The organism is Microbacterium kunmingense (assembly GCF_023155745.1).
Classification (GTDB): domain Bacteria; phylum Actinomycetota; class Actinomycetes; order Actinomycetales; family Microbacteriaceae; genus Microbacterium; species Microbacterium kunmingense.
The window spans coordinates 36,581-62,029 of record NZ_JAKNUS010000015.1; the positions used below are offsets into that span (position 1 = coordinate 36,581).

Consider the following 25,449-nt stretch of genomic DNA (forward strand, 5'->3'; position numbering starts at 1 on the left):
GTCAGGCCTGCGCCGCGATGTCGGTGCGGAACTGCCCGCCCTCGAGCGCGATGCGGCCCATCGCGTCGTACGCGCGATCGCGCGCCTCGGCGAACGTCGGCGCGACGGCGACCACATTCAGCACTCGGCCGCCCGTGGCGATCAGGTCGTCGCCGTCGACCCGGGTCGCGGCGTGGGCGAGGTGCACTCCGGCGACGCTCTCCGCGGCATCCGTCCCCTCGATCACGCGACCGGTCAGCGGACGCCCGGGGTACCCCTCGCTGGCGAGCACCACGGTCACCGCTTTGTCGTCGGTGAACCGGGGGCGGGCGCGGCCCTCGAGGCGGCCCGACGCGGCGGCGAGCAGCAGCTCGGACAGCGGCTCGTCCAGCCGCGGCAGCACGACCTGCGTCTCGGGGTCGCCGAATCGGGCGTTGAACTCGATGACCTTCACACCCGCGTCGGTGACGATGAGGCCGGCGTACAGCAGCCCGATGAAGGGGCTTCCCTCGACGTCGAGCTGACGGATGACGGGCTCGGCGACCTCCTTCGTCACGAGGTCGACGAACGCCGCCTCGCTGCCGAAGCGCTCAGCGAGCCAGGGAAGCGGCGAGTACGCCCCCATGCCGCCGGTGTTCGGGCCGGCGTCGCCGTCGGCGAGGCGCTTGAAGTCCTGGGCGGGGCTGAGCGGGAGCACCCGGTCGCCGTCGCTGAGGAAGAACAGCGACACCTCGGGGCCGGCGAGGAACTCCTCGATCAGCACGGGGCCGGTCGGGAGGTACGTCTCGGCGTGGGCGAGAGCGGCATCGCGGTCGTCGGTGACGATGACGCCCTTCCCCGCGGCGAGACCGTCGGCCTTCACCACGTGCGGAGCGCCGAAGGCGTCGAGGGCGGCGGCCACCTCGTCGAGCGTGCGGGCGCGGGTCGCGCGCCCGGTGGGCACCCCCGCGGCCTCCATGATCCGCTTCGCGAACGCCTTCGACCCCTCCAGCCGCGCGGCGGCGCGGCTGGGACCGAAGGCAGGGATGCCGCGCTCGCGCACGGCGTCGGCGACCCCGGCGACCAGGGGCGCCTCAGGTCCGATCACCACGAGGTCGATGTCGTTCGCGAGGGCGAACCCGGTGACGGCCGCGGGGCTGTCGGGGTCGAGCTCGACGATCGTGGCGTCGCGGGCGATGCCGGCGTTGCCGGGAGCCGCGAAGATCTCGTGACGCACCTCCTCACCGCGGAGGGCAAGGACGATCGCGTGCTCGCGGGCTCCCGCGCCGAGGACCAGGATTCTCACCCGGCCAGCCTAGCGAGGGGTGCCGAGCCTTCGCGGGGGACTCGGGCCCCGGCGCCGCCCCGGCGTACGGTGGAGGGATGCCGCGGAAGATCACCACCGACGAGGGACGCGCCGCCCTCGACGCCGCGCGCCTGCCCGACGCACCGCGTCCGGCGCGGGCAACCGCGGTGCGCTACCTGCTGCAGCTGCTCGCCGAGAAGGCGCCGGGTCACTCGGTGGAGGTGCGCGTGCCGCCCTTCGGCGCGGTGCAGGTCATCGAGGGCCCGCGGCACACGCGCGGAACCCCGCCGAACGTGGTGGAGATGGACGCCGCGACCTGGCTCGCCCTCGCCACCGGCGCCGAGCAGTGGGGCGAGGCCGCCGCGGCCGGCCGGATCCACGCATCCGGAGTGCGCGCCGACATCAGCGACCTCCTGCCCCTGCGCCCCTGATCCCGCACGGCCCTACGCCCCCTGGCCCCCGCACGGCCCCGACCCGCACGGCCCCGACCCCCCACCGCCGGTGCCACAATGAGGGCATGGCGCGCGGCCGCGCCGGCCGCGACGGCTGGCAGGGAAACCCCGACGACGAACACGTCGTCGATGAGGAGCGGATTCCCGCCGTCGTCCACCGCTCGCCCCGGTACGGTCGGTTCCTCGTGATCGGCGTGCTCTCCGGCGTCGCGCTGGCCCTCCTCTACGTCTTCGTCGGCAACCCCGGCGGCCCCGCCTCCGACAGCCTCGGGGGCGCCTTCCGCGTCGCCGGGGTGCTGAGCGTCGTCTTCGCCGGGCTCGGCCTGCTCGTCTCGGCACTCGTGGTGCTCGTCGTCGACGCCGTCATCAGCAGACGCAGACGGATGCTGCAGGCGCAGCGCGACACGACACTTGTCGACGATCTCCGCCGCCCCGTCTCCGACGATCCGCCGCCGTGGCGGCCGCCCACCGATCCCGACCCCACCACGCGGCCCCGCTGACGCCGACCACCCTCTCCCCGACCCCGCGACGCCGCCCGAGGCGCGGGGTGGGAGAATGGGGTCATGGCAGATGAGGCGCCGCGTCCCGGCATCCATCCCCCCGCACGGGATGAGATCGAGACCGTCAGCGTGCGCCGATCGCCGAAGTACTCCGCCTTCCTGCTGGTGGGCGCCGCGCTCGGCATCCTCACCGCCCTCATCCTCACCTTCGGCTTCAACGGCTCCGCGCAGGTGAGTGAGAACACCGGGCTGGAGTACTCCAGCGGCCAGGTGTTCGGGTTCCTGCTGCTGATCTTCATCCCCGTCGGCCTCGCGGTGATGGGCGCCGTCGCGCTGATCCTCGACCGCACCTCGGGGCGTCGCACGCGTCAGGTGCGCGTGGACCACACCCTCACCCGCGAGGACTGACCCTCACGCGAGCTCGGCGATGATCGGGTGGATCGCGGTGTCGAACGCCGCAATGTCACCGCGCAGCCCGTCGGTCACCGCGATGGTGAGCGACCCGATCCACCACACCCCCCGCTGGGCGAGCGGCAGCACCTGCACGTTCAGCTCGAACGAGTGCGCGCGCCGGCCGACCTGCCTCTCGTGCTCGGCTATCGCGCTGGCGTAGGCGCGATAGGCGCTGTGCGAGCCCGCGTCGCGGCTGTAGCGGCCATGCGCGTCCTCGGCGAACTCGATCGCGTCGGCCGCATGCGGCTCGATCGCCGCGCGCAGCTCGTCCATCCCCTCGGTGGGCACGGCGACGTACACGCCGAACCCGTCGACGAGGTCGAGCGGAACGGGCGACGGATGCGCCTGCGGCTCGACGGTGAGCGCCCAGAACTCCCGCCACTGCCGCTCCAGCAGAGCCTGGGCGTGCTCGCTGCGGGCGCTGACGCGAGACGGGATGCCGCGCAGCGGCGGCAGCTCATCAGGCGAGCGGATCCCCAGGGCCTGCCGGAGGTAGAGGGCGATCAGCACCGGCCGACCCGCGTCCTCGCGGATCAGCCACTCCGGACCGCCGGCACCGCCCATGCCGCCAGTGTAAGGGCCGCTGTTTCGGCGCGGGTAGGCTGAGCGGGTGGACCGCATTCCTGGCGACACTTCCCCCTCCTCTCCCGAGAATCCCTACGCGGCCGCGGGCGTCGACACCGCGGCGGGCGACCTGGCCGTGGAGCTGATGAAGGACGCTGTCGCGCGCACCCATGGCCCCGAGGTGCTCGGCGGGGTCGGCGGTTTCGCGGGTCTCTTCGACGCCTCGGCGCTCCGCGGGTACGAGCGGCCGCTGCTGGCCACGAGCACCGACGGCGTCGGCACGAAGGTCGCGATCGCGCAGGCGATCGACAAGCACGACACCATCGGCCTCGACCTCGTGGGCATGGTCATCGACGACATCGCCGTCGTCGGCGCCCGACCGCTGTTCATGACCGACTACATCGCCTGCGGCAAGGTTGTGCCGGCCCGCATCGCCGACATCGTCGCCGGCATCGCCCGCGGCTGCAGCGAGACCGGAGCGGCGCTCGTCGGCGGCGAGACCGCGGAGCACCCGGGACTGCTCGGCCCGAACGATTACGACGTCGCCGGGGCGGCGACCGGTGTCGTCGAGGCATCCGCTGTTCTCGGCCCGGAGCGCGTGCGCCCGGGTGATGCGGTCCTCGCCCTCGCCTCGAGCGGTCCGCATTCGAACGGGTACTCCCTCATCCGGCACATCATCGCCGGGGCCGGGATCGGCTACGGCGACCACGCCGCCGACTTCGGGACGACCTGGGGCGAGGCCCTGCTCGAACCGACCCGCCTCTACACCCGGCCGCTGCTCGACCTCGTCGACGAGGTCGGCGACGGCGTGCACGCCCTCAGCCACGTCACCGGCGGCGGCCTCGCCGCGAACCTCGCCCGCGTGCTGCCGCGCGGCAGCTGGGTCGAGGTCGATCGCTCGACGTGGGAGCCGCCCTCGGTGTTCCAGGTGCTCGCCGACCTCGGCGACCTCTCGCTGACCGCCACCGAGGGCACGTGGAACCTCGGCGTCGGATTCTTCGCCGTCGTCGCCGCCGACAGAGCGGATGCCGCGACCGCGGCCCTCCAGCGCGCGGGAATCACGACGTGGCAGGTCGGCGTCGTCGGCGACGGCACCCTGCCGGACGGCGAGTTCGAGCAGGGCGCGAAGGGCGTCGACGGGGGCGCTGTGCGCCTGGTCGGCGCGTATCGCGGCATCCCCCGGATCGGAGCGAAGTAACACCACATGTGCGGAATCGTCGGGATGGTCGGGCGCGGGAGCGTCAACCAGGAGATCTACGACTCGCTCCTCCTCCTCCAGCACCGGGGGCAGGACTCCACCGGCATCGCCACGGCGGAGCCGGGCGGCGCGGTCCACATGCACAAGGCGCGCGGGATGGTGCGCGAGGCGTTCCGCACCCGCGACATGCGGGCGCTGCTCGGCACGATCGGTCTCGGCCACGTCCGCTACGCCACCAAGGGCACGGCCTCCAGCGAGGAGGAGGCGCAGCCGTTCTACGTCAACGCCCCCTACGGCATCGTGCTCATCCACAACGGCAACCTCACAAACACCCGGGAGCTCACCGAGGAGCTCTTCCACAAGGACCGCCGGCACCTGAACACCTCCAGCGACACCGAGCTGCTCGTGAACGTCCTCGGCGGTGAGCTGCAGTCGACGATCTCGGGCCCCGAGCTCGACCCCGACCAGGTGTTCGACGCGGTCACCCGCGTGCACGAGCGCGTGGAGGGGTCGTACGCGGCCATCGCTCTCATCGCCGGACATGGGCTGCTCGCCTTCCGCGACCCGTTCGGCATCCGCCCGCTCATCCTCGGCACGCGTCGCCACGACGACGGGCACTACGAGTGGGTCGTCACCAGTGAGAGCCTCGTGCTCGAGAACGGCGAGTTCGAAGTGGTGCGCGACGTCGACCCCGGCGAGGCGGTCTTCATCGACCTCGACGGGCACCTGCACACGCGTCAGTGCGCGAAGGACCCCAAGCTCATCCCGTGCTCGTTCGAATACGTCTACCTCGCCCGACCCGACTCGATCATGAACGGCATCTCGGTCTACGAGGCGCGGCTGCGCATGGGCGAGCGCCTGGCCGACACCATCGCGAAGTACACCCCGCCCGGAGCGATCGACGTCGTGATGCCGATCCCCGACTCGTCGCGCCCCGCGGCGATGCAGGTCGCGCGCAAACTCGGCATCGAATACCGCGAGGGCTTCTACAAGAACCGCTACATCGGGCGGACGTTCATCATGCCGGGGCAGGCGGTGCGCAAGAAGAGCGTGCGTCAGAAGCTCAACGCGATGTCGAGTGAGTTCAAGGGCAAGAACGTGCTCCTCATCGACGATTCGATCGTGCGCGGCACGACGTCGAAGGAGATCATCCAGATGGCCCGGGATGCCGGGGCGAAGAGCGTCACGTTCGCCTCGGCCGCACCGCCGGTGCGCTACCCCCACGTCTACGGCATCAACATGCCCTCGCGGCTGGAGCTCGTCGCCCACGGGCGGACGATCCCCGAGATCGCCGCCGAGCTCGGCGCGGACTACATGGTCTACCAGGAGGTCGAGGACCTGAAGGCCGCGATCCTCGAGGGCTCCGACGTCGAGGATCTCGACATGAGCTGCTTCGACGGCCGCTACGTCACCGGCACGGTGACCGAGGAGTACCTCGCCTGGGTGGAGGGCTCGCAGGAGAGCTGATCGCCCGCCCGCGGCGGCGTTGCGCGGCGCCCGCGTCACGCGCCGCGCCACCCGCCGTGCCTGCGTCACTCGCATGCACTCCGGTCCTCCGCCCACGTGGGTCCCCACTGCTCTCGGCGTCGCAGGATTTCATCGGCGTCGCAGCGAAACGGCCGAATTCTGCGACGGAGGTGACTTTCTGCGACCGCGGGGACGGCAGACGGGGGCGCGCGTGAGGCCCCGGGCCGGGCCGCGCGGCGTGGGGCGACTGCCCACCCGCCTCCCAGCCCATTCGCGAGCGGCGTTGTTACCGTCGAAGGGTGTCCGCACCCGCGAACCCCGACCCCCGCAAAGCCGAGGCCGAAGGCCTCGAACGCGAGATCCGCGACGAGATCGCCGAGGCCGAGCGGCCCGACCGGCCGATCCGCGCGACGCTTCGTCGCATGCGATCGTGGGTGGCGGGGCATCCGTTCCTCGAGCGGTTCTACCGCATCGGGGTCGCGATCTTCGGCGGGGTCCTCGCCGTCGGGGGACTGATCCTCGTCCCGCTTCCCGGGCCCGGCTGGCTGGTGGTGTTCCTCGGGCTCGCCGTCCTCGGCACCGAATTCCACTGGGCGCGGCGCATCGCCGCCTGGCTCAAGCGTCAGCTCGACCGCTTCTGGACGTGGTGGCGTCAGTATCGCGCGCAGCGCGCCGCCCGCCGAGCGTGACCGGCGTCAGGGCGCGCAGAAGAAGCAGACGTCGACGTACGGCGGAGACTCGGGGCTGTCAGGCCTTCTCGTCCTCGTACTCGTCCGCCCACTTGTCGACGTACTCGTCTTCACGAGTCGGGGAGCCGAGCTCACGTTCGAGCGCAGAGTAGTTGATGCTCTGCATGTCGTACTTGAGCTCACGGGCGATCTTGGTGTTCTTCGCCTTCTGTCGGCCACGCCCCATGCGAGACCCCCTCATGTCTGAGCCGCGGGCTGTTGTGCGCGGGCTTTCCGCGACGGTTACCCGGGCAATCACGAATCCGGCAACGAACCGGCAAGAGTAGCATTCAGAATATCACGGCGCCCCGCCCGACCGGCGGCCCCACGACTGGTGAAACGAGGATATATGAGCGAGGCGGAATCCCAGACCGCGGGCATCGATCTCGAAGCCCTTCACGGCGCGGTGATCGCCGGGGTGATCCCGGGTCAGTCGCCCCGCGTCCTCACCGAAGGCGGCCGCTACGCCAAGCTGCTGGGCGTGCCGCTCGTCGTCGTGCACGTCGACGTCACCCGCTTCGTGACCTACGAAGACCCCGACGGATACGTGCACTCCGCACCCATCGACATCAACATCGCCTCGGGCGAGGCCGATCTGAAGCTGATCGAGCAGGCCGCTGCGGCCGCTCTCGACGGGCACGGGGTCACCTGGCAGGTGCATCAGCTCGTCGGCGACCCGGCCCTCGCGATCAAGCACTTCGCCGACAAGATCGACGCGAAGCTGCTCGTCGTCGGCACCCGCAAGCGGGGGATCGGCGAGTCGATCCGCGAGTTCTTCACCGGCTCGGTCGCCGCCCGGCTGGCCCACCGTCAGCGCCGACCGATCCTCGTCGTCCCCCTGGGCGAGCCGGTGCCCGAGGGCGAGGAGATCTGGCCGGCGTGACGGCCGGGCGGGTCAGCCGCGCAGCGCGCGGGTGATCTCCCGCGAGATCCGATCGAGATCGTCGGTGAGCTGGTCGACGACGGATGCCGCGAGCTCGCCGCCCCGCGCGACATGCGTCCTCAGGTCGCCCCGCACGCGGGCGCGGAACTCGGTGAGGGCCGCGTCGGCACGGTGAAGCTGCTCGCGACTGCGCGACCGCGGGTCATCCGTCGCCGTCCGTGTCGATTCGCTGCCGGCGCGCTCGTCGACCCGCGCGGCGGCGAGGTCGGCTCGGAGGCTCTTCATCGCCTCGCGCACGCTGCCGCGGACGCCTTCGGCGATCATCCGCACGGAGTCGCTCAGGCCCGCCTCGATCCCCTCGAGGTCGCTTGCACGCGCGCGGACCTCTGCCCGGCCGGCCTCGGTGATCTCGTAGACGGTCTTCCGCCCGTCGACGGTCTTGGTGACGAGCCCCTCCTCCTCGAGCTTCGCCAGCCGCGGGTAGATGGTGCCGGCGCTCGGCGTGTACGTGCCCCCCGTGCGGTCCGCGAGTGCCTGCATCACGTCGTAGCCGTGACGCGGCCCCTCGTCGAGCAGGTTCAGCAGATACAGGCGCAAGTCGCCGTGCGAGAACACCGGCGTCATGACCATTCCTCCTCGCGGCGCTCGTCGGCGCCCTCGACCTGCGCGGCCGGCGCCTCGGCGGGAGCGACGCGGGCGGCCCGTCGCAGCACCGTCAGGTCTCCCGAGACGGAGTTGGCCCGCACGTCGACGAACGAGCCGCTGAGCTCGCCGGTCGACCCGCTGTAGCCGGTCGGTCCGCGGCCCGAACGCACGACGCCGTCGATCTGGATCCGCCCGCTGACGCTCCGCACCACGTAGTTGGCCGGCAGCGCCTCGTCGAGGCGCACCGTCGCGTCGCCGCTGACGGTGTTGAGGTTCACGCTCTGCAGGTTGCCGGTCGAGTCGACGAGCATGGCGCCCGAGGCGGTGTCGATCGTGGCCTTGCGCAGTTCGCCGGTGGCCGTGACATCGCCCGAGACGCTGTTGGCCACGAGCCCGCCGACGAGTTCGCGCACCTGCACGTCGCCCGAGACGGCATTGGCGGTGAGGTTGCCGGTGTGACCGTCGACGATGATGTCGCCCGAGACGGTGTTGAGCTTGGCGTCGCTGCGCAGGCCGGTCACCAGCGCGCTGGCGCTCACGACCCCGAGGTTCAGGGCAACGGAGCGGGGGACGGCGACGCTGATCTCGGCGCGCGGACCGCTCGCGCCGAAGTTGCGGAACACCTCGAGGAAGTTGTCCCACCGCAGCTGCGGGTGATCGATCTCGACGGTGCTCCCCTCGGCGCCGTCGCCGGTGACCTCGATGCGAAGATCCTTGACGGTCACCGAATGCACTTCGATGCGCGCTCCCGGCTCATCGTGGGCGACGACGTCGATCTGACCGCCGACGAGTCCGATCTTCAACGCACGCACGTGCTCCAGATCGATGACACGGGTTTCGCCCGGGTGGATGATCCACTTCTCCAGACTCATGACTCCTCCAAGTGAGACGCGATATATCTCGATACCGCCGAGGCTAACACGATATATCGCGTTCCGCCATACCCGAGGGTGATCCCGTCTTGACCTTGACGCAACGTCAACCTCTAGCGTCGATGACGAAGGGAGGGATGCCACATGGACTGGCCGATCCAGCACATTGCGCGTCTGGCGGGGACAACCAGCCGGACGCTCCGGCACTACGACGACGTCGGGCTGCTGCGCCCGACCCGCGTGGGTGGGAACGGGTATCGCTACTACGACCGCTCGGCGCTGGTGCGCCTCCAGCGGATCCTGCTCCTTCGCGAGCTGGGTCTGGGGCTCCCGCAGATCCGGGGTCTCCTCGATCGGGAGACGAGCGAGGCGGAGGCGCTCGAAACGCACCTCGCCTGGCTCCAGGAGGAGCAGAGCCGGCTGGCGCGCCAGATCGCGTCGGTGCAGGCGACCATCCACGCACTGAGAGGAGGTGAAGAACTGATGGCAGAGAACATGTTCGACGGCTTCGACCACACCCGCTACCGGGAGGAGGTCGAACAGCGCTGGGGGTCCGATGCCTACGCGCGAAGCGACCGCTGGTGGCGTGGGATGAGTGACACCGAGCGCAGCGAATGGATGTCGCGGGCCGCCGACCTCGGGCGCGACTGGATCGCCGCCGCGGAGCGCGGCATCGATCCGGAGGGCGACGAGGCGCAGGCGCTCGCCGCCCGCCATGTTGCATGGCTTCGCGGTATTCCGGGCACGCCCGGCCAGGGATCTCCCGACGAGTTCGCGCAGTACGTGCGCGGTCTCGCCGACATGTACGTCGACGATCCCCGCTTCGCGGCCAACTACGGCGGCACGGCAGGTGCGGAGTTCGTCCGCGCGGCGCTTCGACAGCACGTGGACGCAACCCGGTGAGCACACGAGCACACCGCAGAACGAACGAAAGGATGCCGCAGGCCAAGCGCCTGCGGCATCCTTTCGTTGATCCCGCGCTCTGTCCGTCGCGCGCGGGTGCGGGACGTCAGGTCCGGCGGCTGCCGGTGATGACGCGGAAGAGGAAGGCGATCAGTGCGATGACGCCGACGATGAGCGCCACCCACAGCAGCCACTGCAGGGCGGAGTTCAGGCCACCGACGATGGCAAGCACGATCGCAACCACGATGATGATGATCAGGGCGAGGTTCATGGGGCTCTCCTTGTCCGTAATCGGCGACCAGGTCGGGTGCGCCGCGTGCCACTCGGCACTTTCCCAGGTTGACACTCGGCGCTCTCGGTCAGCAGGGGCTTGACGAGGCCTCTCACGCGGTGTAATCGCCGGTCATCCGGCTATCCCCGGGGAAGGGGGTTGTCAAGCCGCTGTGCCTGAGCGGCGGTCGTCCTAACGTCGGCGGTGTGACCGCGATGCCGGTCGCATGGAGGGAGGCATCATGCCCCAGGGACGAGGCTCGTCGAGCCTGAAGGACCCCGAGCTCTACGAGGAGCTCCGCAAGGACGGTGCGTCGAAGGAGAAGGCCGCGCGCATCTCCAACGCCGCCGCCCGAGACGGTCGGAAGACCGTCGGCCGCCGCGGCGGCGAGTCGGGCAACTACGAGGACTGGACCGTCGCAGAGCTGCGCGGCCGGGCCAAAGAGCTCGGTCTGTCGGGATACTCGAACAAGAAGAAGGCGGAGCTCATCTCGATGCTCCGCGACCACTGAGCGCGGGCGTTGAGCACGACGGAGGAGCGGCGGGTGGCGCGACTGGTGCGGGTGCGCCCGGGCGATGACCCCGGATATCGGCGTGTGCGCTCCGGGTCGAGCTTCCGGTACGTCGACATCCACGGGTCATCCGTTCCCGAGGAGGATCGCGAGCGCATCCACCAGCTGGTGATCCCGCCGGCCTGGCAGGACGTCTGGATCTCCAGCGAGCCGATGGGCCACATCCAGGCGGTCGGGGTCGACGAGGCGGGGCGGCGCCAGTACCTGTACCACCCGAAGTGGCGCGAGCGCCGCGATCGCGGCAAATTCGCCCGCGCCCTGACCCTCGCCGAGGCGCTCCCGCGCGCCAGGGCGAAAGCGACCACCGCCCTTCGCCGGGACGAGCTCAGCCGCGAGAAGGTGCTGGCCGTGTCGTTCCGCCTGCTCGATGAGGGCGCGCCGCGGATCGGGTCGGCCCGCTACCTCGAGCGCCACGGCAGTCGGGGCCTGACGACGCTCCAGCGTCGCGACGCGTCGGTGGACGGCGCGGTCATCACGCTGTCCTTTCCCGCCAAGAGCGGGCAGCGCGCGCTCATCCGCATCGAAGACGAGGAGCTCGCCGCCGTCATCGACGAGCTCAGCGCCGGGCGCCCGCGCTCGGCGTTGCTGTCGTATCAGCGCGGCCGGCGACGCGTGCCGCTCACCCCCGCCGACGTCAACAACCACGTCCGCGCCCTCACCGGCGGGCGCTTCACCGCGAAGGACTTCCGCACCCTGCGCGGAACGATCATGGCCGCTGAGGCGCTGGCCCGCATCGGCACCGTCGACACCGCGCGCGACCGCAAGCGCGCGGAGAAGCTCGCCGTGCGCGCCACGGCGGAAGCGCTCGGCAACACCCCTGCCGTGGCGCGCAGCAGCTACATCGACCCGAAGGTCTTCGCCCGCTACGACCGCGGACGCCTCCTCGACCTCACCATCTCGCCCGAGTCGGCCATCCGCCAGCTGCTCACCGGCCGCTGAGTCCCTCGCCGCGACCGTCGCGGCGAGTACTGTGGCCGGGTGCCCGCCCGACCGCGCATCCGCGCCGATGTGCTCCTCGCCGTCATGGCCGGCGGGGCGATCGGGGCGGGCCTTCGGGCCCTGCTGCTCCTCCCCGTCGCCGGCGGCGGCCGCACCGAGGTCATCGCCGTCACCCTCGTCGAGAACGTCGTCGGGTCGCTGGTCCTCGGCATCGTCGTCGCGCTGCTCGGAGACCGCCGCCCGCGACTGCGCGCGTTCGCCGGTACGGGTGTCCTCGGCGGCTTCACCACCTACAGCACGTTCGCCGTCCAGACGGTGCAGCTGACAGCGGATGCCGCGGCCGCGGCCGTGCTGCTCGCGCTCGCCTCGCTGCTCCTCGGCCTCCTCGCCGCGCTCGGGGGGCTCGTGATCGGCCGGCGGCTCACGGGCGGGCGGCCGGGCTCCGACGCCCCGCGGGAGGCCGAGTGAACGCCGTCGACCCCTTGGCCTTCCTGCTGCTCCTGGCGGCCGGCGCCCTCGGCGCGGGCAGTCGCTATGTCGTCGACACCCTCGTGCAGCGCGTCTGGATGCGCACGTTCCCGCTCGGCATCCTGCTGGTGAACGTGACGGGATCGTTCCTGCTCGGTCTTCTCACCGGAGCGGCACTCGCCCTCGACGACTCCCTTGTCGCGATCGTCGGGGTCGGCTTCCTCGGGGCGTACACGACCTTCAGCACCGTGTCGGTGGAGACGATGCTCTTCGCCGAGCGCGGGCGGTGGCGCCTCGCGCTGGGGAACGTGGTCGGAACCCTCCTCGCCGCCGTCGCCGCCGCCGGTGCCGGGCTCCTCCTCGGCATGCTCCTCACAGCCTGACGCTCCCTCGCGGATGAGATACTGAGGCGGCCGATACACTCCCGTATCGACGCGCCGGCCACTCCGCCACAGCAGCAGAACCACCCCCATCGCGGAGCGCCGGATCGCGGCATCCGGTGTCTCCTGCAAGAAAGCAGCTCATGTCGAACCTCGCCGTCCTGAGCCTGAAGAACCGCGCGCTCATCGCCCTCATCACGATCGTGGCGGCGCTGTTCGGCGGCATCGCGTTGAACAGCCTCAAGCAGGAGCTGATCCCCTCGATCGAGTTCCCCACGCTCATCGTGGTCTCGACCTACCCCGGCGCCTCGCCGGAGGTGGTGAACACCGACGTCTCCACGCCGATCGAGACGGCGATCCAGGCCGTTCCGGGCCTGGAGTCCACCACCGCGACGAGCACGACGAACGCGTCGGTCGTGCAGGCCTCGTTCACCTACGGCACCGACCTCGCCACCGCGGAGCAGAAGATCACGCAGGCGATCAACCGCATCGAGAGCCAGCTGCCCGACGGCCTCGACCCGAACGTGCTGAGCGCCAGCATCGACGACTTCCCCGTCATCCAGCTCGCCGTCACCGGCTACGACGACGAGGAGACGATCCAGTCGCAGCTCGAGACAAGCGTCGTTCCCGAGCTCGAAGACATCGACGGCGTCAACACCGCGCAGATCGTCGGCGGCACGGGCCAGCGCATCAGCATCACGCCCGACCAGGCGGCGCTCGCCGCCGCCGGGTTCGGTCAGCAGGCGATCCGCGACGCCCTCGATCAGAACGGCGTGCTCTTCCCCGGCGGTGAGATCACCGAGAACGACGAGACGCTCACCGTGCAGACGGGTGTGAAGCTCGGCTCGGTCGACGACATCGCCGCGCTCCCGCTCGTGCCGACCGACGCTGCGCAGTTCGGTGCCGGGACGGTCACGATCGGCGACGTCGCGACCGTGGAGCAGGCCGAGGATCCCGTGACGAGCATCTCGCGCGTGGATGGCGAGCCTGCCCTGACGATCGCGGTAACGAAGCTCCCCGCCGCGAACACGGTGGAGGTGTCGCAGGGCGTGCTCGCCGCGCTCCCCGACCTCGAGGACGCCCTCGGCGGGGCGGAGTTCACCGTCGTCTTCGACCAGGCGCCCTACATCCAGAAGTCCATCGAGACCCTCGCCGTGGAGGGCACGCTCGGACTCGTCTTCGCCGTTCTCGTCATCCTCGTCTTCCTGCTGTCGATCCGCTCGACGCTCGTGACGGCGATCTCGATCCCCACGAGCGTCCTCATCACCTTCATCGGGCTGCAGGCGTTCGGCTACTCGCTGAACATCCTCACCCTCGGCGCGCTCACGATCGCGATCGGACGCGTCGTCGACGACTCGATCGTCGTGATCGAGAACATCAAGCGCCACTACGTGGGCGATGCCGACAAGAAGGCCGCCATCCTCCTCGGCGTCCGCGAGGTGTCGACGGCCATCACCGCGTCGACGATCACGACGGTGGCCGTCTTCCTCCCGATCGCCTTCGTCGGAGACGTCACCGGCGAGCTGTTCCGCCCCTTCGCGCTGACGACCACCATCGCGCTCCTCGCCTCGCTGTTCGTGGCGCTCACGATCGTGCCGGTGCTGGCCTACTGGTTCCTGCGGCCGGGTAAGCCCATCCTCGACGAGGCCGGGCGCGCGATCGACCCCGAAGACCCGGCGGCCCCGCCGAGCCGGCTCCAGAAGGGCTACCTCCCGATCCTGCGCTGGACGCTCCGGCACTCCTGGGCGACGCTTCTCATCGCCGTCCTGGTCCTCGGCGGCACGATCGCGGCCATCCCGTTCATGAAGACGAACTTCCTGGGGGACTCCGGGCAGAACACCTTCACGATGCGGCAGGACATCGGACCCGCCCCGAGCCTCGACGCCGAGAGCGCCGCGGCCGAGGAGGTCGAGGCGATCCTCACCGACATCGACGGCATCGAGACGGTGCAGGTCTCGATCGGCTCCAGCGGCTCGCCGCTGCAGGACGCCTTCGCCGGCGGCGGCACCGGCATCACCTACTCGATCACCACGGCCGACGACGTCGACCAGGTCGCCCTCCGCGAAGAGGTGCAGGATCGCGTCTCGGAGCTGGAGGACGCCGGCGAGATCACCGTCTCGGCCGCCCAGGGCGGCTTCGGCTCGACCGACATCGAGATCGACGTCACCGCGCCCGACTCGGCCACGCTCCAGGAGGCGACCGACGCCGTCGTCGCAGGCCTCGACGGACGCGAGGGCATCGGTCAGATCTCGAACAACCTCTCCTCGTCGCTGCCGTACATCGCCGTGACGGTCGACCGTGACGCCGCCGCGGGTCTCGGGCTCTCCGAGGTCGCGGTCGGCGGCATCGTCTCGGCCGCCATGCAGCCGCAGTCGGTGGGATCCGTCGAGATCGACGGCACGGCCCTCACGGTCTACCTCACCGCCGCCGACACCCCGCTCACCATCGACGAGCTCCGCCAGCTGCAGGTCCCGAGCGCCACGGGCCCGATCGCGCTCGAGCAGATCGCGACCGTCGAACCCTCGACCGGCCCGGCGTCGATCACGACCGAGCGCGGACAGCGCACCGCGACCGTCACCGTGACGCCGTCCACCGACGACCTGAACGTCGCGTCGGCCACGGTGACCGAGGCGCTCGCCGACATCGACCTGCCCACGGGCGCCGACGCCGAGCTCGGCGGTGTCGTCTCCGAGCAGCAGGACGCCTTCACGCAGCTGGGTCTGGCGCTCCTCGCCGCCATCCTCATCGTCTACATCGTGATGGTCGCGACGTTCAAATCGCTGCGCCAGCCGCTCGAGCTGCTGATCTCGGTGCCCTTCGCCGCCACCGGTGCCATCCTGCTGCTGGTCGTCACCGGCATCCCGCTCGGCGTGCCCTCGCTCATCGGCGTGCTCATGCTCATCGGCATCGTCGTGACGAACGCCATCGTCCTCATCGACCTCGTCAACCAGTACCGCGAGAAGGGGCTCTCGGCGCACGATGCCACCATCGCGGGCGGCTCGCGCAGGCTCCGGCCGATCCTCATGACGGCGCTCGCGACGATCTTCGCTCTCACGCCGATGGCGCTGGGCATCACGGGCAGCGGCGGGTTCATTTCGCAGCCGCTCGCCGTGGTCGTGATCGGCGGTCTCATCTCGTCGACCGTGCTGACGCTCCTCGTCCTCCCGACCCTGTACAACCTCATCGAGGGGGCGAAGGAGCGCCGCGAGGCGCGCCGCGCCGGCGCCCGCGAGGGTGCGCTCGCTCCCGCCGAGGGTGCAATCCTTCCCGCCGAGGGCGCACTCGCTCCCGGCGACGGTGCACTCGACGCGGGGGCGGCGACCGGCCTCACCCGGCGCCAGCTGCGGCAGCAGGCGGGTGTCGCAACCGGCGCCATCGCCGTGGCCGTGCCGCTCATCGAGGAGGCTCCCGATGTCGAGACGCCGACGTCCGCAGACGAGGATGCCGCGGAAAGCGACGTCATCGGTGAGACGACCGTGCCCGACGACCTGCCGATGATCGAGCAGGACCCCGACATCGAGACGCCGATGCCCCCGGAGGAAGCGGCGGAGGAGTCGCCGACTACGGACGCGTCAGTCGACGGCGGCCCAGGCGCCGACCGGGCTGAGTCACACGAACCCGAACCGACCGCTGCGGACGGGCCGAAGGGGCCGTCACCGGCCGCGACGTCGGAAGGTGCATCGCCCGACGGGGCATCGTCGGACGAAGGGGCTGACGGCGGGGAGCACGGTCCGCGCTGATCAGAGCGGGCTCGGCGAACCGGCGGGTCGTGACGGGCGACGCCACGCAGTGTGGTGCCACGGCGATGTCGGCGGGAGGCGCGGTCGCGGCATCCGTCTGGGAGGTGACATCCACCTTCTTCCCGCGGTCGAGAGTGGCCTGCGCGCGGTAGGCGAGTGCCCGGGGGAGCACGCCGAGCCACACGAGCATCAGCGAGAAGGCCACGATCTCGAACAGGGCGAGCGTGATGAAGCCGGCCGTGAGGATCACCATGCCGCTGGCGAGCACCACGACGCAGAAGACGGTGAACCGGCGGAACGCCGCGTGGCGACCGCGGATGCCGAGGCTCGACGCCACCATCGTCAGGAATGACAGCCCGAGGCCCGAGGCCGCGAGGTCGTGAAGGACCACGCTGACGGGGATCGGGATCATGCCCACGACGGTGAGGTGCAGCCCCGCCGAGACGATCGACCCCCGGAAGATCCGGCCGGTGCGACGACCGACCCCCTGCGGCAGCGCGACGGCCAGGAGCACGCCGTACGCGGCGAGGAAGAATCCCGAGAAGAGCACGGTCGAGTTGAACAGCTTGCTCGACACGGTGGCGAAGGTACCGAGCTGCGAGAAGTGCAGGTGCCACCAGTCGGGATCGGTGGTGGTGAGGATCGCCAGCAGCACGCCGATCGGCAGGGACGAGATGGCGATGGTGCCGAGGCGGTGGACCCGGGGGAGAGCGACGGGGGCGACCGGGGCCGCGACGGTGAGGGCAGGAAGAGAGGGAGCCGTGGCCGGGAGGGTCGCGGTGGTCATGCTGCTCACGATCGGTCAGGCGCCGACGGATCCGGGTGGTCGGTTGTGCCCAACCGCTCCTCCGGGAGGTCGTCGCGAGTAAGAGTAGATAAGATCCCCCGGGCCAAGCGGTTCCAGCCCGTTGGTGTGATCGTACCGCGTACACATGACAAGCGGACACGCCGACGATCGGTCGTCTCTCAGGCCCGGCCGGTACGCTAGGGGACGTCGGGCTGAGGACACCGCTACGTTGTGACGGCTTCTGTGAGTTCTCACGGCCGATTCCGCGCCCTCTGCCATCGCGAGCCGGCGCTTCACATCACAGGAATGGCCCCCCGGCCGGCGAATGCCCGGGTTGCTCGAGCATGTCCTCGAGAGCTGTTCTCGTGCGAGCACGAAAGACCTCACATGAGCCCCAAGAACAAGAAGCCCGCCGGCGGACGCCCGGCACGCAACTACGATCCGCGCTACGCCGCGGGATCCAGCTATCAGGACCGCAAGCGCCGTCCCGCCGACGGCGGCGGCGCTGCCGGCGCCGTCGGCGCCAAGGGTGCGAAGGCGGGGAGCCGCAGCCCTGGGCACCGCGGCTACCGCGCGAACGACGGCGCGACCGGTGCGCGGCAGGGCGGCTCCCGCGAGTGGGTGGCGCGCGAAGCGAGCGAGCCCAAGCGGCGCTGGAGCGCGCAGGAGAAGGCAGGCCGCGACGAGGCCCGCGCGATCCGCTCTCAGGCGCGCGGCGACCGGGGAACGTTCGGCCGGCAGGGGGACGAGCGTCCCGCGCGGCGGTTCGAGGGCGGCGATCGGCCGGCACGTCGATACGAGGATGACCGCCCGCAGCGCCGCTTCGAGGATCGGCCGGCTCGCCGGTACGAGGATGACCGCTCTGCTCGTCGTTCCGAGGGTGGAGACCGGCCGCAGCGTCGGTACGAGGATCGAGCGCCCCGTCGGGATGATGACCGTCCCGCCCGTCACTTCGAGGATCGTGCGCCCCGTCGGGACGACGACCGTCCCGCCCGGCGTTTCGAGGATCGTGCGCCCCGTCGCAACGAGGACCGTCCTTACCGCTCCGGCGACGACCGCCCGGCCCGTCGATACGACGATCGTCCGCAGCGCCGCACCGACGATCGTCCCCAGCGCCGTCACGAGGACCGCCCGGTCCGTCGCTACGAGGACGATCGCCCCCGCCGCTACGACGACGACCGCTCCGCCCGCCGCTTCGACGACCGCCCGGCGCGTCGCACCGATGACCGTCCTGCTCGCTCGGCGCACGCCGAGGCGCAGCTCGACGTCGTCCACGAGCGCCTGCAGGCGGAGGCCGTCGAGGCGCACGAGGTCGAGAACATCGGATTCGGCGACCTCGGTCTCGGTCAGAACCTCGTGACCCGCCTCGAGGAGCTCGGCGCCTCGTCGCCGTTCCCGATCCAGGCGGCGACCATTCCGCCGATCATCGAGGGTCGCGACGTGCTCGCGCGCGGTCGAACCGGTTCGGGCAAGACCATCGCCTTCGGCGCCCCCCTCGTCGAGGCGATCCTGCGCGCACAGGCGGGCCAGCGGCGCCAGCAGGGCCGCGCGCCCCAGGCGCTGATCCTCGCGCCGACCCGCGAGCTCGCTCTGCAGATCGACCGCACGGTGCAGGCGCTGGCGCGCAGCGTCGGTCTCTTCACCACCCAGATCTACGGCGGCGTGCCGCAGGCGCGACAGGTCGGAGCGCTCCGCAAGGGCGTCGACATCATCGTCGGGACCCCCGGCCGCATCGAAGACCTCGTGGAGCAGGGCAAGCTCGACCTCTCGCAGGTGAAGATCGCCGTCCTCGACGAGGCCGATCACATGTGCGAGCTCGGCTTCCTCGAGCCGGTGCAGCGCATCCTCCGTCTGACCGCCGAGGGGTCGCAGAAGCTCCTCTTCTCGGCGACCCTCGACCGCGAGGTGGCCGCCCTCGTCGAGGAGTTCCTCGTCGAGCCCGCCGTCTACGAAGTCGCCGGCGAAGACCAGGACTCCAGCACCATCGAGCACCGCGTGCTCGTGATCGATCACCGCGACAAGGGCGAGATCGTCACCTCCCTCGCCGACCGCGACGGCAAGACGCTCATCTTCGCCCGCACGCGCGCCTACGCCGAGATGCTCGCCGAGCAGCTGGACGACGCCGGGATCCCCGCGCTGGCGCTGCACGGCGATCTGAACCAGGGCAAGCGCACCCGGAACCTCGAGCGCCTCACCTCGGGGCGAGTGCGGGTCCTCGTCGCCACGGATGTCGCCGCACGCGGCATCCACGTCGACGACATCGACCTCGTCGTCCAAGCCGACGCACCCGACGAGTACAAGACGTACCTGCACCGCTCAGGCCGCACGGGTCGCGCGGGTCGTGCCGGCACCGTCGTCACCCTCGTGACGCGTCAGCGTCGTCGCCGCATGACGGAACTGCTCAGCCGCGCCGAGATCGACGCGCCGTTCGACGATGCTCGTCCCGGTGACGAGGTCATCGAGGCCCTCGCGGGCCGCCCGACGGTGGCCGACCTCACCTCCTGACGTGTCGGCGTGCTCGTCATCGGTTCGCAGAGCGATCCGACGACGAGCACGCCGGTTCCTCAGAAGAGCGGCGGCTGTGCCGCCAGAGGCGTGGCGGCTCGCCGACCGCGCGAGGTCGTCATGACCGTGGCGGCCAGCCGCGCGCGGTCCGCCGCCTCATGGGAGAGCGGCGTGCCTCCCGCACCCGGGCCGCCTGCCAGCCCGGCGTACCGCGCGGCGCGCGGGTGCGCGTCATCCTCCGCTCCGCCTTCCAATCCGTACGCGCGCAGCAGCGGGCGCACCCGACGTGCGAGCCAGGTGCGGTAGGCCTTGGGGGCCGTCGCCGAGACGCCCGGGTAGAGCCCGCGATACGACGACACGAGTTCGGGGTGCTCGCGTGAGAGCCACTGCAGGAACCACTCCTTCGCTCCCGGGCGCAGGTGCAGCGCGCCGTAGACGACTCGCGTCGCGCCGGCGTCGCGGATGCGACCGAGCGCCTCGTCGATCGCTGCGATCGAGTCGGTCAGGTGCGGCAGGATCGGCATGAGGAAGACCGTCACCGCGAACCCCGCGTCCACCGCCGCCCGCACGGTGTCCAGCCGCGCCGCGGCGTTCGGCGTCCCCGGCTCGAGGGCCGCCTGGAGAGCATCGTCGAAGACGGCGATCGACATCGCGAGCGTGACGGGAACGGATGCCGCGGCCTCGGCCAGCAGCGGCAGATCGCGTCGCAGCAGCGTGCCCTTCGTGAGGATCGAAAAGGGCGTTCCCGACGCGGTGAGGGCATCGACGATGCCCGGCATGAGCCGGTAGCGGCCCTCGGCCCGCTGGTAGGGATCGGTGTTCGTGCCGAGCTGCACCGGGTCGCGCAGCCACGTCGGCTTGGCGAGCTCGCGGCGCAGCACCTCCACCGCGTTGATCTTGACGACGATCTGCGAGTCGAAGTCCTTGCCCGCATCGAGCTCGAGGTACTCGTGCGTGCCCCGCGCGAAACAATATGCGCATGCATGAATACATCCGCGGTACGGGTTGATCGTCCAATCGAAAGGCATCGCCGAGGAACCCGGCACGCGGTTCAGCGCCGACTTCGCCATCACCTCGTGGAAGGTGATCCCGGCGAATTCCGGCGTGGTCACCGACCGCACGAGACCGTTGAGATATTCGAGGCCGGGCAGCGCCGCGGCATCCGCCACACCCAACTGCTGTCCCTGCCATCGCATGCCTCCAGGGGAACACAGTTTCGAAGGTGTGTCAAGATAGACGTCCATCTTCATCGAAGACACCCCGGGCGGACTGGCCTCCGGGAGCGGAGCCGGGAAGAATGAGGGGGTGCAGGCGCCCGTCCCTGACAGTCCTCCCCTCACCCGTCGCGAAGCCAGAGCGCGCGCGCGGGTGCACGACGCTGCGCCTGTGGCCGGGTCTATGAGCGGCGAGCGCGCGGTCGCCGCGCGCCGCGCATCATCCCTCGGCGGTCCCGGTGTTCCGCTCGCCCGCCATGCGCGCACCCGCCGCCGCCGGTGGCCCTCGATTCCCGTGGCCGCGGCCCTCGTCGCGGTGTTCGTGCTCGGCTCGAGCGCCAGCGTCACCGCTGCCGTCACGGGCCTCGCCCCGGAGGTGCCGCCCCCCGTCGTCGCCGGACCCGAGGCATCCGAGCCCCCCGCTCCGCTGAGCGCCCTCATCGCCCCGGCGACCGCGGCTCCCACCCCGCCGCCGCTCGCGCCGGTGCCGGCCACCGACCTTCCGGTGGTGGAGCAGCAGGTCGCGGGCCAGGATCTCTGCGCCGACCCGGCGGTGGCGGCGGCCCTCGCCGCGCAGGACGAAGCGACCGTCATCGCCGCTTTCGGCGGCGTGGCACCGTTCCGCGAAGCGATCGTCGCGGGTACCGCGCCCTGCCTTCGCCTCGACGACCCCACCCTCAGCTGGGTGGTGGTCAACAAGGCCCGCCCCTTCGCGCCCATCGACTGGGCGCCCGGCTCAGTAATCTTCCCCGAGGGCGTCCGCAATCTCGGCGAGGGTGCTCTCGCCCCCGACGCCGCTGCGGCCTTGACGGCGATGGTGTCGGCCGCCGCCGCGGCGGGCGTCGGCGAGATCGGGCTGCAGAGCGCGTACCGGTCGTACACCACGCAGCAGACGTCGTACGGCGTTCAGGTCGCAGACCGGGGAGTGGAAGGCGCCGACCTCGTCAGCGCGAGGCCGGGTCACAGCGAACACCAGTCGGGCCTCGCCGCCGATGTCGTCCCCTGCGCGAACGGGTCGTGCGGCACCCTCGACGACCTCGCCGCCACGCCGCAGGGCGCGTGGGTGGCCGAGCACGCATGGGAGTTCGGCTGGATCGTCCGATACCAGGAGGGGCGGACGGATGTCACGGGCTACGCGCCCGAGCCCTGGCACCTCCGGTACGTCGGCCCCGAGATCGCCGCCGCGATGCGGGAGGGCGGGTACACCACGCTCGAGGAGTTCTTCGGCCTCCCGGCCGCGCCGACCTACGCGCCCGTGGGCTGACGCCGCGTCGTCCGTGGCGGGCCGTGCCGCGGCATCCGCTCTGTCTTGAAACTGAGTACCCTTGCTCGTGACACTGAGGGTCGGCGTGACCCGCACTCGAAGACGAGAGAGGGAGGCCGCTCATGGAGCGCGACATCTACGACGAGGATCACGAGGCGTTCCGCGACGTCGTCAAGGAGTTCTGCAAGCGCTATGTCACCAACGCCGCGCGCGAGAAGTGGGATGCCGACGGGCAGATCGATCGCGAGACGCTCCGGGCCGCGGGTGACGCCGGTGTCATGGGTCTGTCGGTGCCCGAGGAGTACGGCGGCGCCGGGATGCTGCAGGACTACCGTTTCCGCGCCATCGTCAACGAAGAGGTCATCGCCGCCGGTGCCGGGTCGCTCGCCGGGGCGCTGGGCATCCAGGACGACCTCGCCGTGCCCTACCTCGTGCACATGGGCACCGACGCGCAGAAGCAGAAGTGGCTGCCGGGCATGGCCACCGGCGAGATCATCGGCGCCCTCGCCATGAGCGAGCCCGGCGCCGGCAGCGACCTGCGCGGCATCTCGACCACGGCGAAGAAGGTCGACGGCGGCTACGTCGTCAACGGTGCGAAGACGTTCATCTCCAGCGGCGCGAGCGCCGACGTCGTGGTCACCTTCGTCAAGACCGGGGAAGGGAACCGCCCTGAGGCGTTCAGCCTGCTGCTGATCGAGACCTCGTCGGAGGGCTTCGACCACGGCAAGAAGCTGCAGAAGATGGGCTTCCACGGCCATGACACCGCAGAGCTGTCGTTCACCGACGTGTTCGTACCCGAGGAGAACCTCATCAGCGGCAAAGAGGGTCAGGGCTTCATCCAGCTCATGATGAACCTGCCGCTCGAGCGCCTGTCGATCGGCGTCGCGGGCGCGGCGGCCGCGCAGGCGGCCCTGGACTGGACGCTCGACTACACCCGCAGCCGTGAGGCGTTCGGGCAGCGGATCATCGACTTCCAGAACTCCCGCTTCCAGATGGCGGATGTCGCCACGACCGTCGACGCCCTGTGGGCCTACATCGACCGCGCGCTGCTGGCGTACCGCGACGGAAAGCTCAGCGCCGAAGAGGCCGCCAAGGTGAAGTTCTGGGCGACCGAGCGCGAGTGGGACGTGCTCGACGCCTGCGTGCAGCTGCACGGCGGGTACGGCTACATCACCGAGTACCCGATCGCCCGGGCGTTCCTCGACGCGCGCGTGCACCGCATCTACGGCGGGACGAACGAGATCATGCGCGAGATCGTGGGGCGTCAGCTCGCCGGGAAGCGCTGAGCCGCGGCATCCACTCCCCGCCGCCCCCGCGCGCGCCCCGCTTGCGCCGGGCCCGCCCGCCTGCCCAGCCGTACCCGGTCCGTGTGGCGGCGCCGCATCGCTAGCGCGGCGCGGGCATTGACGCTGCGTCGCAGGATCGCACCAGCGTCGCAGGATTTCCGCGGATGACTGCGACGCACGCGCGATTCTGCGACGCGGATGAAGCCCGGGGCGCGGCGCGGCGGCGGGCGCGCGTCAGCGCGGGAGGAACACCGCGAAGAGCGCCACGCTGACCATCCAGAACGCCAGCGTGAACACCGTGTCGCGTGCGCGCCACGGCACCAGGTGTCGCTCGGTGCGGTCGGGGTAGGCGCCGAAGGCGCGGGAGTCCATCGCCAGCGCCATCCGCTCGGCGTGCCGGATCGCGCCGGCCAGGAGCGGCACGACATATCCGATCCACCGGCGGACTGCGGCGATCGGCCCTCGCCCGCCGTGCGCGCCGCGCACCCGGTGCGCCTGGCGTATCACCTCCAGCTCGTAGCCGAACCGCGGCACGAAGCGGAACGCCGCGAGCGCGGTGTACCCGATGCGGTACGGCACGCGCAGCTGCTGCACCATCGCCCGGACGAGATCGGGGCCGGTGACCGAGAGCCCGGCGATGAGCGCGAGCGACACGATCGCCGTGATCCGCAGGCCCGTGGCCGCCCCGACCTCGAGGGCGCCGCCGTAGAGGGTCCAGTCGCCGACCCGCCAGACCGTGACGCTCTGATCGACGCGCTCGGGGTCGGTCCAGAGGGCGAAGCTCAGCGCCAGCACCGCGCCGAAGGCCGGGATGGCGAGGAGGAAGCCGACCAGCCGCGGCGTGAAGCGCACCCCCACGAGCAGCACGGCATACGCGAGCGCAAGGAAGGCGGCCGGGGTCGCGGCATCCCGGACGAACACCAGTCCGAGCATCGCGGGCGCGGGCGCGACGAGCGCGGCGAGGGGGTTGATCCGATACAGGAAGCGCAGCGGCGACGCGGAGACCCGCTCGGCGTATGGGTCGAACCCTCCGCGGGTCGCCTGGGCCGCGGTGACCGGGCCGGTGACCGTCACGGCGCACCGCCGGGAAGGTCGGCCAGGCGGGTGACCCGCTGGAGGGACGGATGCCGCTGAAGCGCCGTCATCGCCCGGGCGAGCGGGGGAGCGGCGAGGCCTGTCTGTTCGAGCAGGGCGAGGTCGGAGAGGACGTCGGCCGGCGCGCCTGCGGCGCGCATGCGCCCGTCGTCGACCACGACGACCTGGTCGGCGTGCTCGACCACGAGCTGCATGTCGTGCGAGACGACGAGGACCGTGGTGCCGGCGGCGTTGAGGTCTGCGAGCAGGGCGAGGAGCTCGTCGGCGCGGGCGCGGTCCTGCCCGAACGTCGGCTCGTCGAGGGCGAGGACCGGTGCGCCGGTCACGAGCGCCGTGCCGACAGAGAGGCGGCGCTTCTGCCCGCCCGAGAGGAGGAAGGGGTGGGTGGCGGCTTTGTCGGTGAGGCCGAAGCGGGCGAGGATCTCGGTCGTCCGCGCGCGGATCTCGTCGTCCGGAAGACGCTGGAGGCGGAGCCCGTGCGCGACCTCGTCGAACACGGTGTGGGTGATGAACTGGTGCTCGGGGTTCTGGAAGACGAAGCCCACCCGCCGGGCGAGGGTGCGGATGTCGGCGCGGGCGACATCGGTGCCGCCGACGGTGACGCTGCCCTTCGGGGGACGGATGACGCCCGCGATCGCCTGCAGCAGCGTCGTCTTGCCGGCGCCGTTGGCGCCGACGATCGCGACGAACTCGCCCGCCGCGATCTCGAGGTCGACGCCGTGAAGGATCTCGGTGCCGCCGCGGCGGATGGTCAGGCCGCGCACGGTGACGGCCGGGGTGGGGGCCTTGCCCGCCGCAGCGCGAGCGTCGGCTCCGCCGAGCGGGCTGTCGACGCGCGGAGAATCGGTCGAGACGCGGACGTTTCGCGCGGGATCGTCCGCGTCTGGGCCGATTGTCCGCGCGTGGAAGGGGGAGGGGGGCGCGGCGAGGGGGGAGGAGGGGTGTGGGGAGGGCGCGGCGAGCGGGGAGTCCCCCGGCCTCTTCGACGCGGGCGGCGACC

General features: G+C 71.2%; 25 protein-coding genes and 1 pseudogene. 16 read left to right on the plus strand and 10 right to left on the minus strand.

Annotated elements, in window-relative coordinates:
* Position 1: 1 nt before the first annotated feature.
* On the minus strand, positions 2-1,264 hold the full coding sequence (gene purD, locus MA875_RS16655) for a phosphoribosylamine--glycine ligase (protein WP_248243372.1): 1,263 nt from the start codon (positions 1,262-1,264) through the stop codon (positions 2-4).
* A gap of 77 nt (positions 1,265-1,341) precedes the next feature.
* Between purD and MA875_RS16660 the strand changes: the two genes are divergently transcribed.
* The 3 genes from MA875_RS16660 to MA875_RS16670 all read left to right on the plus strand — a co-directional run bounded on the left by MA875_RS16660 (position 1,342) and on the right by MA875_RS16670 (position 2,624).
* Positions 1,342-1,695 carry a sterol carrier family protein gene (locus tag MA875_RS16660; RefSeq protein ID WP_248243373.1) on the plus strand — a complete coding sequence of 118 codons (354 nt, stop codon included), beginning with the start codon at positions 1,342-1,344 and terminating at the stop codon, positions 1,693-1,695.
* Positions 1,696-1,781: 86 nt separating this feature from the next.
* Positions 1,782-2,216: a hypothetical protein gene (locus MA875_RS16665; protein WP_248243374.1), complete on the plus strand. Its 435-nt coding sequence runs from the start codon at positions 1,782-1,784 to the stop codon at positions 2,214-2,216.
* 63 nt (positions 2,217-2,279) lie between these two features.
* A complete protein-coding gene (locus tag MA875_RS16670) occupies positions 2,280-2,624 on the plus strand; it encodes a potassium transporter Trk (protein WP_248243375.1) in 345 nt (114 codons plus the stop codon).
* A gap of 3 nt (positions 2,625-2,627) precedes the next feature.
* Here the strand turns inward: MA875_RS16670 and MA875_RS16675 are convergent, their stop codons facing one another.
* Positions 2,628-3,233, minus strand: a complete 606-nt coding sequence (locus MA875_RS16675) for a zinc-binding alcohol dehydrogenase (RefSeq protein ID WP_248243376.1) — start codon at positions 3,231-3,233, stop codon at positions 2,628-2,630.
* 46 nt (positions 3,234-3,279) lie between these two features.
* On the opposite strand from MA875_RS16675, the gene purM reads away from it, so the two are divergent.
* From purM to MA875_RS16690, 3 genes are all read left to right on the plus strand, one after another.
* Positions 3,280-4,431 carry a phosphoribosylformylglycinamidine cyclo-ligase gene (gene purM, locus MA875_RS16680; RefSeq protein WP_308221547.1) on the plus strand — a complete coding sequence of 384 codons (1,152 nt, stop codon included), beginning with the start codon at positions 3,280-3,282 and terminating at the stop codon, positions 4,429-4,431.
* A gap of 6 nt (positions 4,432-4,437) precedes the next feature.
* Positions 4,438-5,898 carry an amidophosphoribosyltransferase gene (purF, locus tag MA875_RS16685; RefSeq protein ID WP_248243377.1) on the plus strand — a complete coding sequence of 487 codons (1,461 nt, stop codon included), beginning with the start codon at positions 4,438-4,440 and terminating at the stop codon, positions 5,896-5,898.
* Between the two features lie 299 nt (positions 5,899-6,197).
* Positions 6,198-6,587, plus strand: a complete 390-nt coding sequence (locus MA875_RS16690; protein WP_248243378.1) for a TIGR02611 family protein — start codon at positions 6,198-6,200, stop codon at positions 6,585-6,587.
* A gap of 58 nt (positions 6,588-6,645) precedes the next feature.
* Here MA875_RS16690 and MA875_RS16695 read toward each other — a convergent pair whose 3' ends face one another.
* Complete coding sequence (locus MA875_RS16695; protein WP_179561265.1) at positions 6,646-6,813, minus strand: DUF3073 family protein; 168 nt, start codon at positions 6,811-6,813, stop codon at positions 6,646-6,648.
* A gap of 162 nt (positions 6,814-6,975) precedes the next feature.
* Between MA875_RS16695 and MA875_RS16700 the strand changes: the two genes are divergently transcribed.
* Complete coding sequence (locus MA875_RS16700) at positions 6,976-7,509, plus strand: universal stress protein (protein WP_248243379.1); 534 nt, start codon at positions 6,976-6,978, stop codon at positions 7,507-7,509.
* A gap of 12 nt (positions 7,510-7,521) precedes the next feature.
* Here the strand turns inward: MA875_RS16700 and MA875_RS16705 are convergent, their stop codons facing one another.
* Together MA875_RS16705 and MA875_RS16710 are read right to left on the minus strand one after the other, a co-directional pair.
* On the minus strand, positions 7,522-8,133 hold the full coding sequence (locus MA875_RS16705) for a PadR family transcriptional regulator (protein ID WP_248243380.1): 612 nt from the start codon (positions 8,131-8,133) through the stop codon (positions 7,522-7,524).
* A complete protein-coding gene (locus tag MA875_RS16710; protein ID WP_248243381.1) occupies positions 8,130-9,026 on the minus strand; it encodes a DUF4097 family beta strand repeat-containing protein in 897 nt (298 codons plus the stop codon). Before MA875_RS16710 ends, MA875_RS16705 begins: the two co-directional genes overlap by 4 nt.
* A 144-nt stretch (positions 9,027-9,170) precedes the next feature.
* On the opposite strand from MA875_RS16710, the gene MA875_RS16715 reads away from it, so the two are divergent.
* Positions 9,171-9,929 carry a MerR family transcriptional regulator gene (locus tag MA875_RS16715; RefSeq protein WP_248243382.1) on the plus strand — a complete coding sequence of 253 codons (759 nt, stop codon included), beginning with the start codon at positions 9,171-9,173 and terminating at the stop codon, positions 9,927-9,929.
* 106 nt (positions 9,930-10,035) lie between these two features.
* Here the strand turns inward: MA875_RS16715 and MA875_RS16720 are convergent, their stop codons facing one another.
* Positions 10,036-10,200 carry a hypothetical protein gene (locus MA875_RS16720; protein WP_164478137.1) on the minus strand — a complete coding sequence of 55 codons (165 nt, stop codon included), beginning with the start codon at positions 10,198-10,200 and terminating at the stop codon, positions 10,036-10,038.
* A gap of 241 nt (positions 10,201-10,441) precedes the next feature.
* On the opposite strand from MA875_RS16720, the gene MA875_RS16725 reads away from it, so the two are divergent.
* The 5 genes from MA875_RS16725 (at position 10,442) to MA875_RS16745 (ending at position 16,298) form a co-directional block, all read left to right on the plus strand.
* On the plus strand, positions 10,442-10,711 hold the full coding sequence (locus tag MA875_RS16725) for an SAP domain-containing protein (RefSeq protein WP_248243383.1): 270 nt from the start codon (positions 10,442-10,444) through the stop codon (positions 10,709-10,711).
* Between the two features lie 33 nt (positions 10,712-10,744).
* On the plus strand, positions 10,745-11,710 hold the full coding sequence (locus MA875_RS16730; RefSeq protein ID WP_248243384.1) for a DNA topoisomerase IB: 966 nt from the start codon (positions 10,745-10,747) through the stop codon (positions 11,708-11,710).
* A 39-nt stretch (positions 11,711-11,749) separates the two neighbouring features.
* Positions 11,750-12,178: a fluoride efflux transporter FluC gene (locus tag MA875_RS16735; protein WP_248243385.1), complete on the plus strand. Its 429-nt coding sequence runs from the start codon at positions 11,750-11,752 to the stop codon at positions 12,176-12,178.
* A complete protein-coding gene (locus tag MA875_RS16740; protein ID WP_248243386.1) occupies positions 12,175-12,561 on the plus strand; it encodes a fluoride efflux transporter FluC in 387 nt (128 codons plus the stop codon). Before MA875_RS16735 ends, MA875_RS16740 begins: the two co-directional genes overlap by 4 nt.
* A gap of 140 nt (positions 12,562-12,701) precedes the next feature.
* The gene (locus tag MA875_RS16745) at positions 12,702-16,298 is read left to right on the plus strand and encodes an efflux RND transporter permease subunit (protein ID WP_248243387.1); all 3,597 of its coding nucleotides are present in this window, start codon (positions 12,702-12,704) and stop codon (positions 16,296-16,298) included.
* 178 nt (positions 16,299-16,476) lie between these two features.
* On the opposite strand, the pseudogene MA875_RS16750 reads toward MA875_RS16745, so the two are convergent.
* A pseudogene (locus MA875_RS16750) lies at positions 16,477-17,085 on the minus strand (DUF998 domain-containing protein); the annotation flags it as partial.
* A 387-nt stretch (positions 17,086-17,472) separates the two neighbouring features.
* Here MA875_RS16750 and MA875_RS16755 point away from each other — a divergent pair.
* A complete protein-coding gene (locus MA875_RS16755) occupies positions 17,473-19,590 on the plus strand; it encodes a DEAD/DEAH box helicase (RefSeq protein WP_248243388.1) in 2,118 nt (705 codons plus the stop codon).
* A 59-nt stretch (positions 19,591-19,649) separates the two neighbouring features.
* Here the strand turns inward: MA875_RS16755 and MA875_RS16760 are convergent, their stop codons facing one another.
* On the minus strand, positions 19,650-20,786 hold the full coding sequence (locus MA875_RS16760) for an Rv2578c family radical SAM protein (RefSeq protein WP_248243389.1): 1,137 nt from the start codon (positions 20,784-20,786) through the stop codon (positions 19,650-19,652).
* A 190-nt stretch (positions 20,787-20,976) separates the two neighbouring features.
* Between MA875_RS16760 and MA875_RS16765 the strand changes: the two genes are divergently transcribed.
* Both MA875_RS16765 and MA875_RS16770 read left to right on the plus strand, forming a co-directional pair.
* Positions 20,977-22,068, plus strand: coding sequence for a M15 family metallopeptidase (locus MA875_RS16765; RefSeq protein ID WP_248243390.1), 1,092 nt, complete (start codon positions 20,977-20,979; stop codon positions 22,066-22,068).
* A 122-nt stretch (positions 22,069-22,190) separates the two neighbouring features.
* Positions 22,191-23,354, plus strand: coding sequence for an acyl-CoA dehydrogenase family protein (locus MA875_RS16770; RefSeq protein WP_248243391.1), 1,164 nt, complete (start codon positions 22,191-22,193; stop codon positions 23,352-23,354).
* 234 nt (positions 23,355-23,588) lie between these two features.
* Here MA875_RS16770 and MA875_RS16775 read toward each other — a convergent pair whose 3' ends face one another.
* Both MA875_RS16775 and MA875_RS16780 read right to left on the minus strand, forming a co-directional pair.
* Positions 23,589-24,428, minus strand: a complete 840-nt coding sequence (locus MA875_RS16775; protein ID WP_248243392.1) for an energy-coupling factor transporter transmembrane component T — start codon at positions 24,426-24,428, stop codon at positions 23,589-23,591.
* Positions 24,425-25,449 (minus strand): energy-coupling factor ABC transporter ATP-binding protein (locus MA875_RS16780; RefSeq protein WP_248243393.1); only part of this gene is annotated, 1,025 nt, incomplete at its 5' end. The genes MA875_RS16780 and MA875_RS16775, both read right to left, overlap by 4 nt.

Bases quoted from the DNA above. Each gene is read 5' to 3' on its own strand.
- MA875_RS16670 (WP_248243375.1), top strand. From the start codon at position 2,280: ATGGCAGATGAGGCGCCGCGTCCCGGCATCCATCCCCCCGCACGGGAT.
- MA875_RS16760 (WP_248243389.1), bottom strand. From the start codon at position 20,786: ATGCGATGGCAGGGACAGCAGTTGGGTGTGGCGGATGCCGCGGCGCTG.
- MA875_RS16715 (WP_248243382.1), top strand. From the start codon at position 9,171: ATGGACTGGCCGATCCAGCACATTGCGCGTCTGGCGGGGACAACCAGC.
- MA875_RS16675 (WP_248243376.1), bottom strand. From the start codon at position 3,233: ATGGGCGGTGCCGGCGGTCCGGAGTGGCTGATCCGCGAGGACGCGGGT.
- MA875_RS16700 (WP_248243379.1), top strand. From the start codon at position 6,976: ATGAGCGAGGCGGAATCCCAGACCGCGGGCATCGATCTCGAAGCCCTT.
- purF (WP_248243377.1), top strand. From the start codon at position 4,438: ATGTGCGGAATCGTCGGGATGGTCGGGCGCGGGAGCGTCAACCAGGAG.
- MA875_RS16710 (WP_248243381.1), bottom strand. From the start codon at position 9,026: ATGAGTCTGGAGAAGTGGATCATCCACCCGGGCGAAACCCGTGTCATC.
- MA875_RS16665 (WP_248243374.1), top strand. From the start codon at position 1,782: ATGGCGCGCGGCCGCGCCGGCCGCGACGGCTGGCAGGGAAACCCCGAC.
- MA875_RS16660 (WP_248243373.1), top strand. From the start codon at position 1,342: ATGCCGCGGAAGATCACCACCGACGAGGGACGCGCCGCCCTCGACGCC.
- MA875_RS16720 (WP_164478137.1), bottom strand. From the start codon at position 10,200: ATGAACCTCGCCCTGATCATCATCATCGTGGTTGCGATCGTGCTTGCC.
- MA875_RS16755 (WP_248243388.1), top strand. From the start codon at position 17,473: ATGAGCCCCAAGAACAAGAAGCCCGCCGGCGGACGCCCGGCACGCAAC.
- MA875_RS16695 (WP_179561265.1), bottom strand. From the start codon at position 6,813: ATGGGGCGTGGCCGACAGAAGGCGAAGAACACCAAGATCGCCCGTGAG.
- MA875_RS16705 (WP_248243380.1), bottom strand. From the start codon at position 8,133: ATGACGCCGGTGTTCTCGCACGGCGACTTGCGCCTGTATCTGCTGAAC.
- MA875_RS16770 (WP_248243391.1), top strand. From the start codon at position 22,191: ATGGAGCGCGACATCTACGACGAGGATCACGAGGCGTTCCGCGACGTC.
- MA875_RS16725 (WP_248243383.1), top strand. From the start codon at position 10,442: ATGCCCCAGGGACGAGGCTCGTCGAGCCTGAAGGACCCCGAGCTCTAC.
- MA875_RS16745 (WP_248243387.1), top strand. From the start codon at position 12,702: ATGTCGAACCTCGCCGTCCTGAGCCTGAAGAACCGCGCGCTCATCGCC.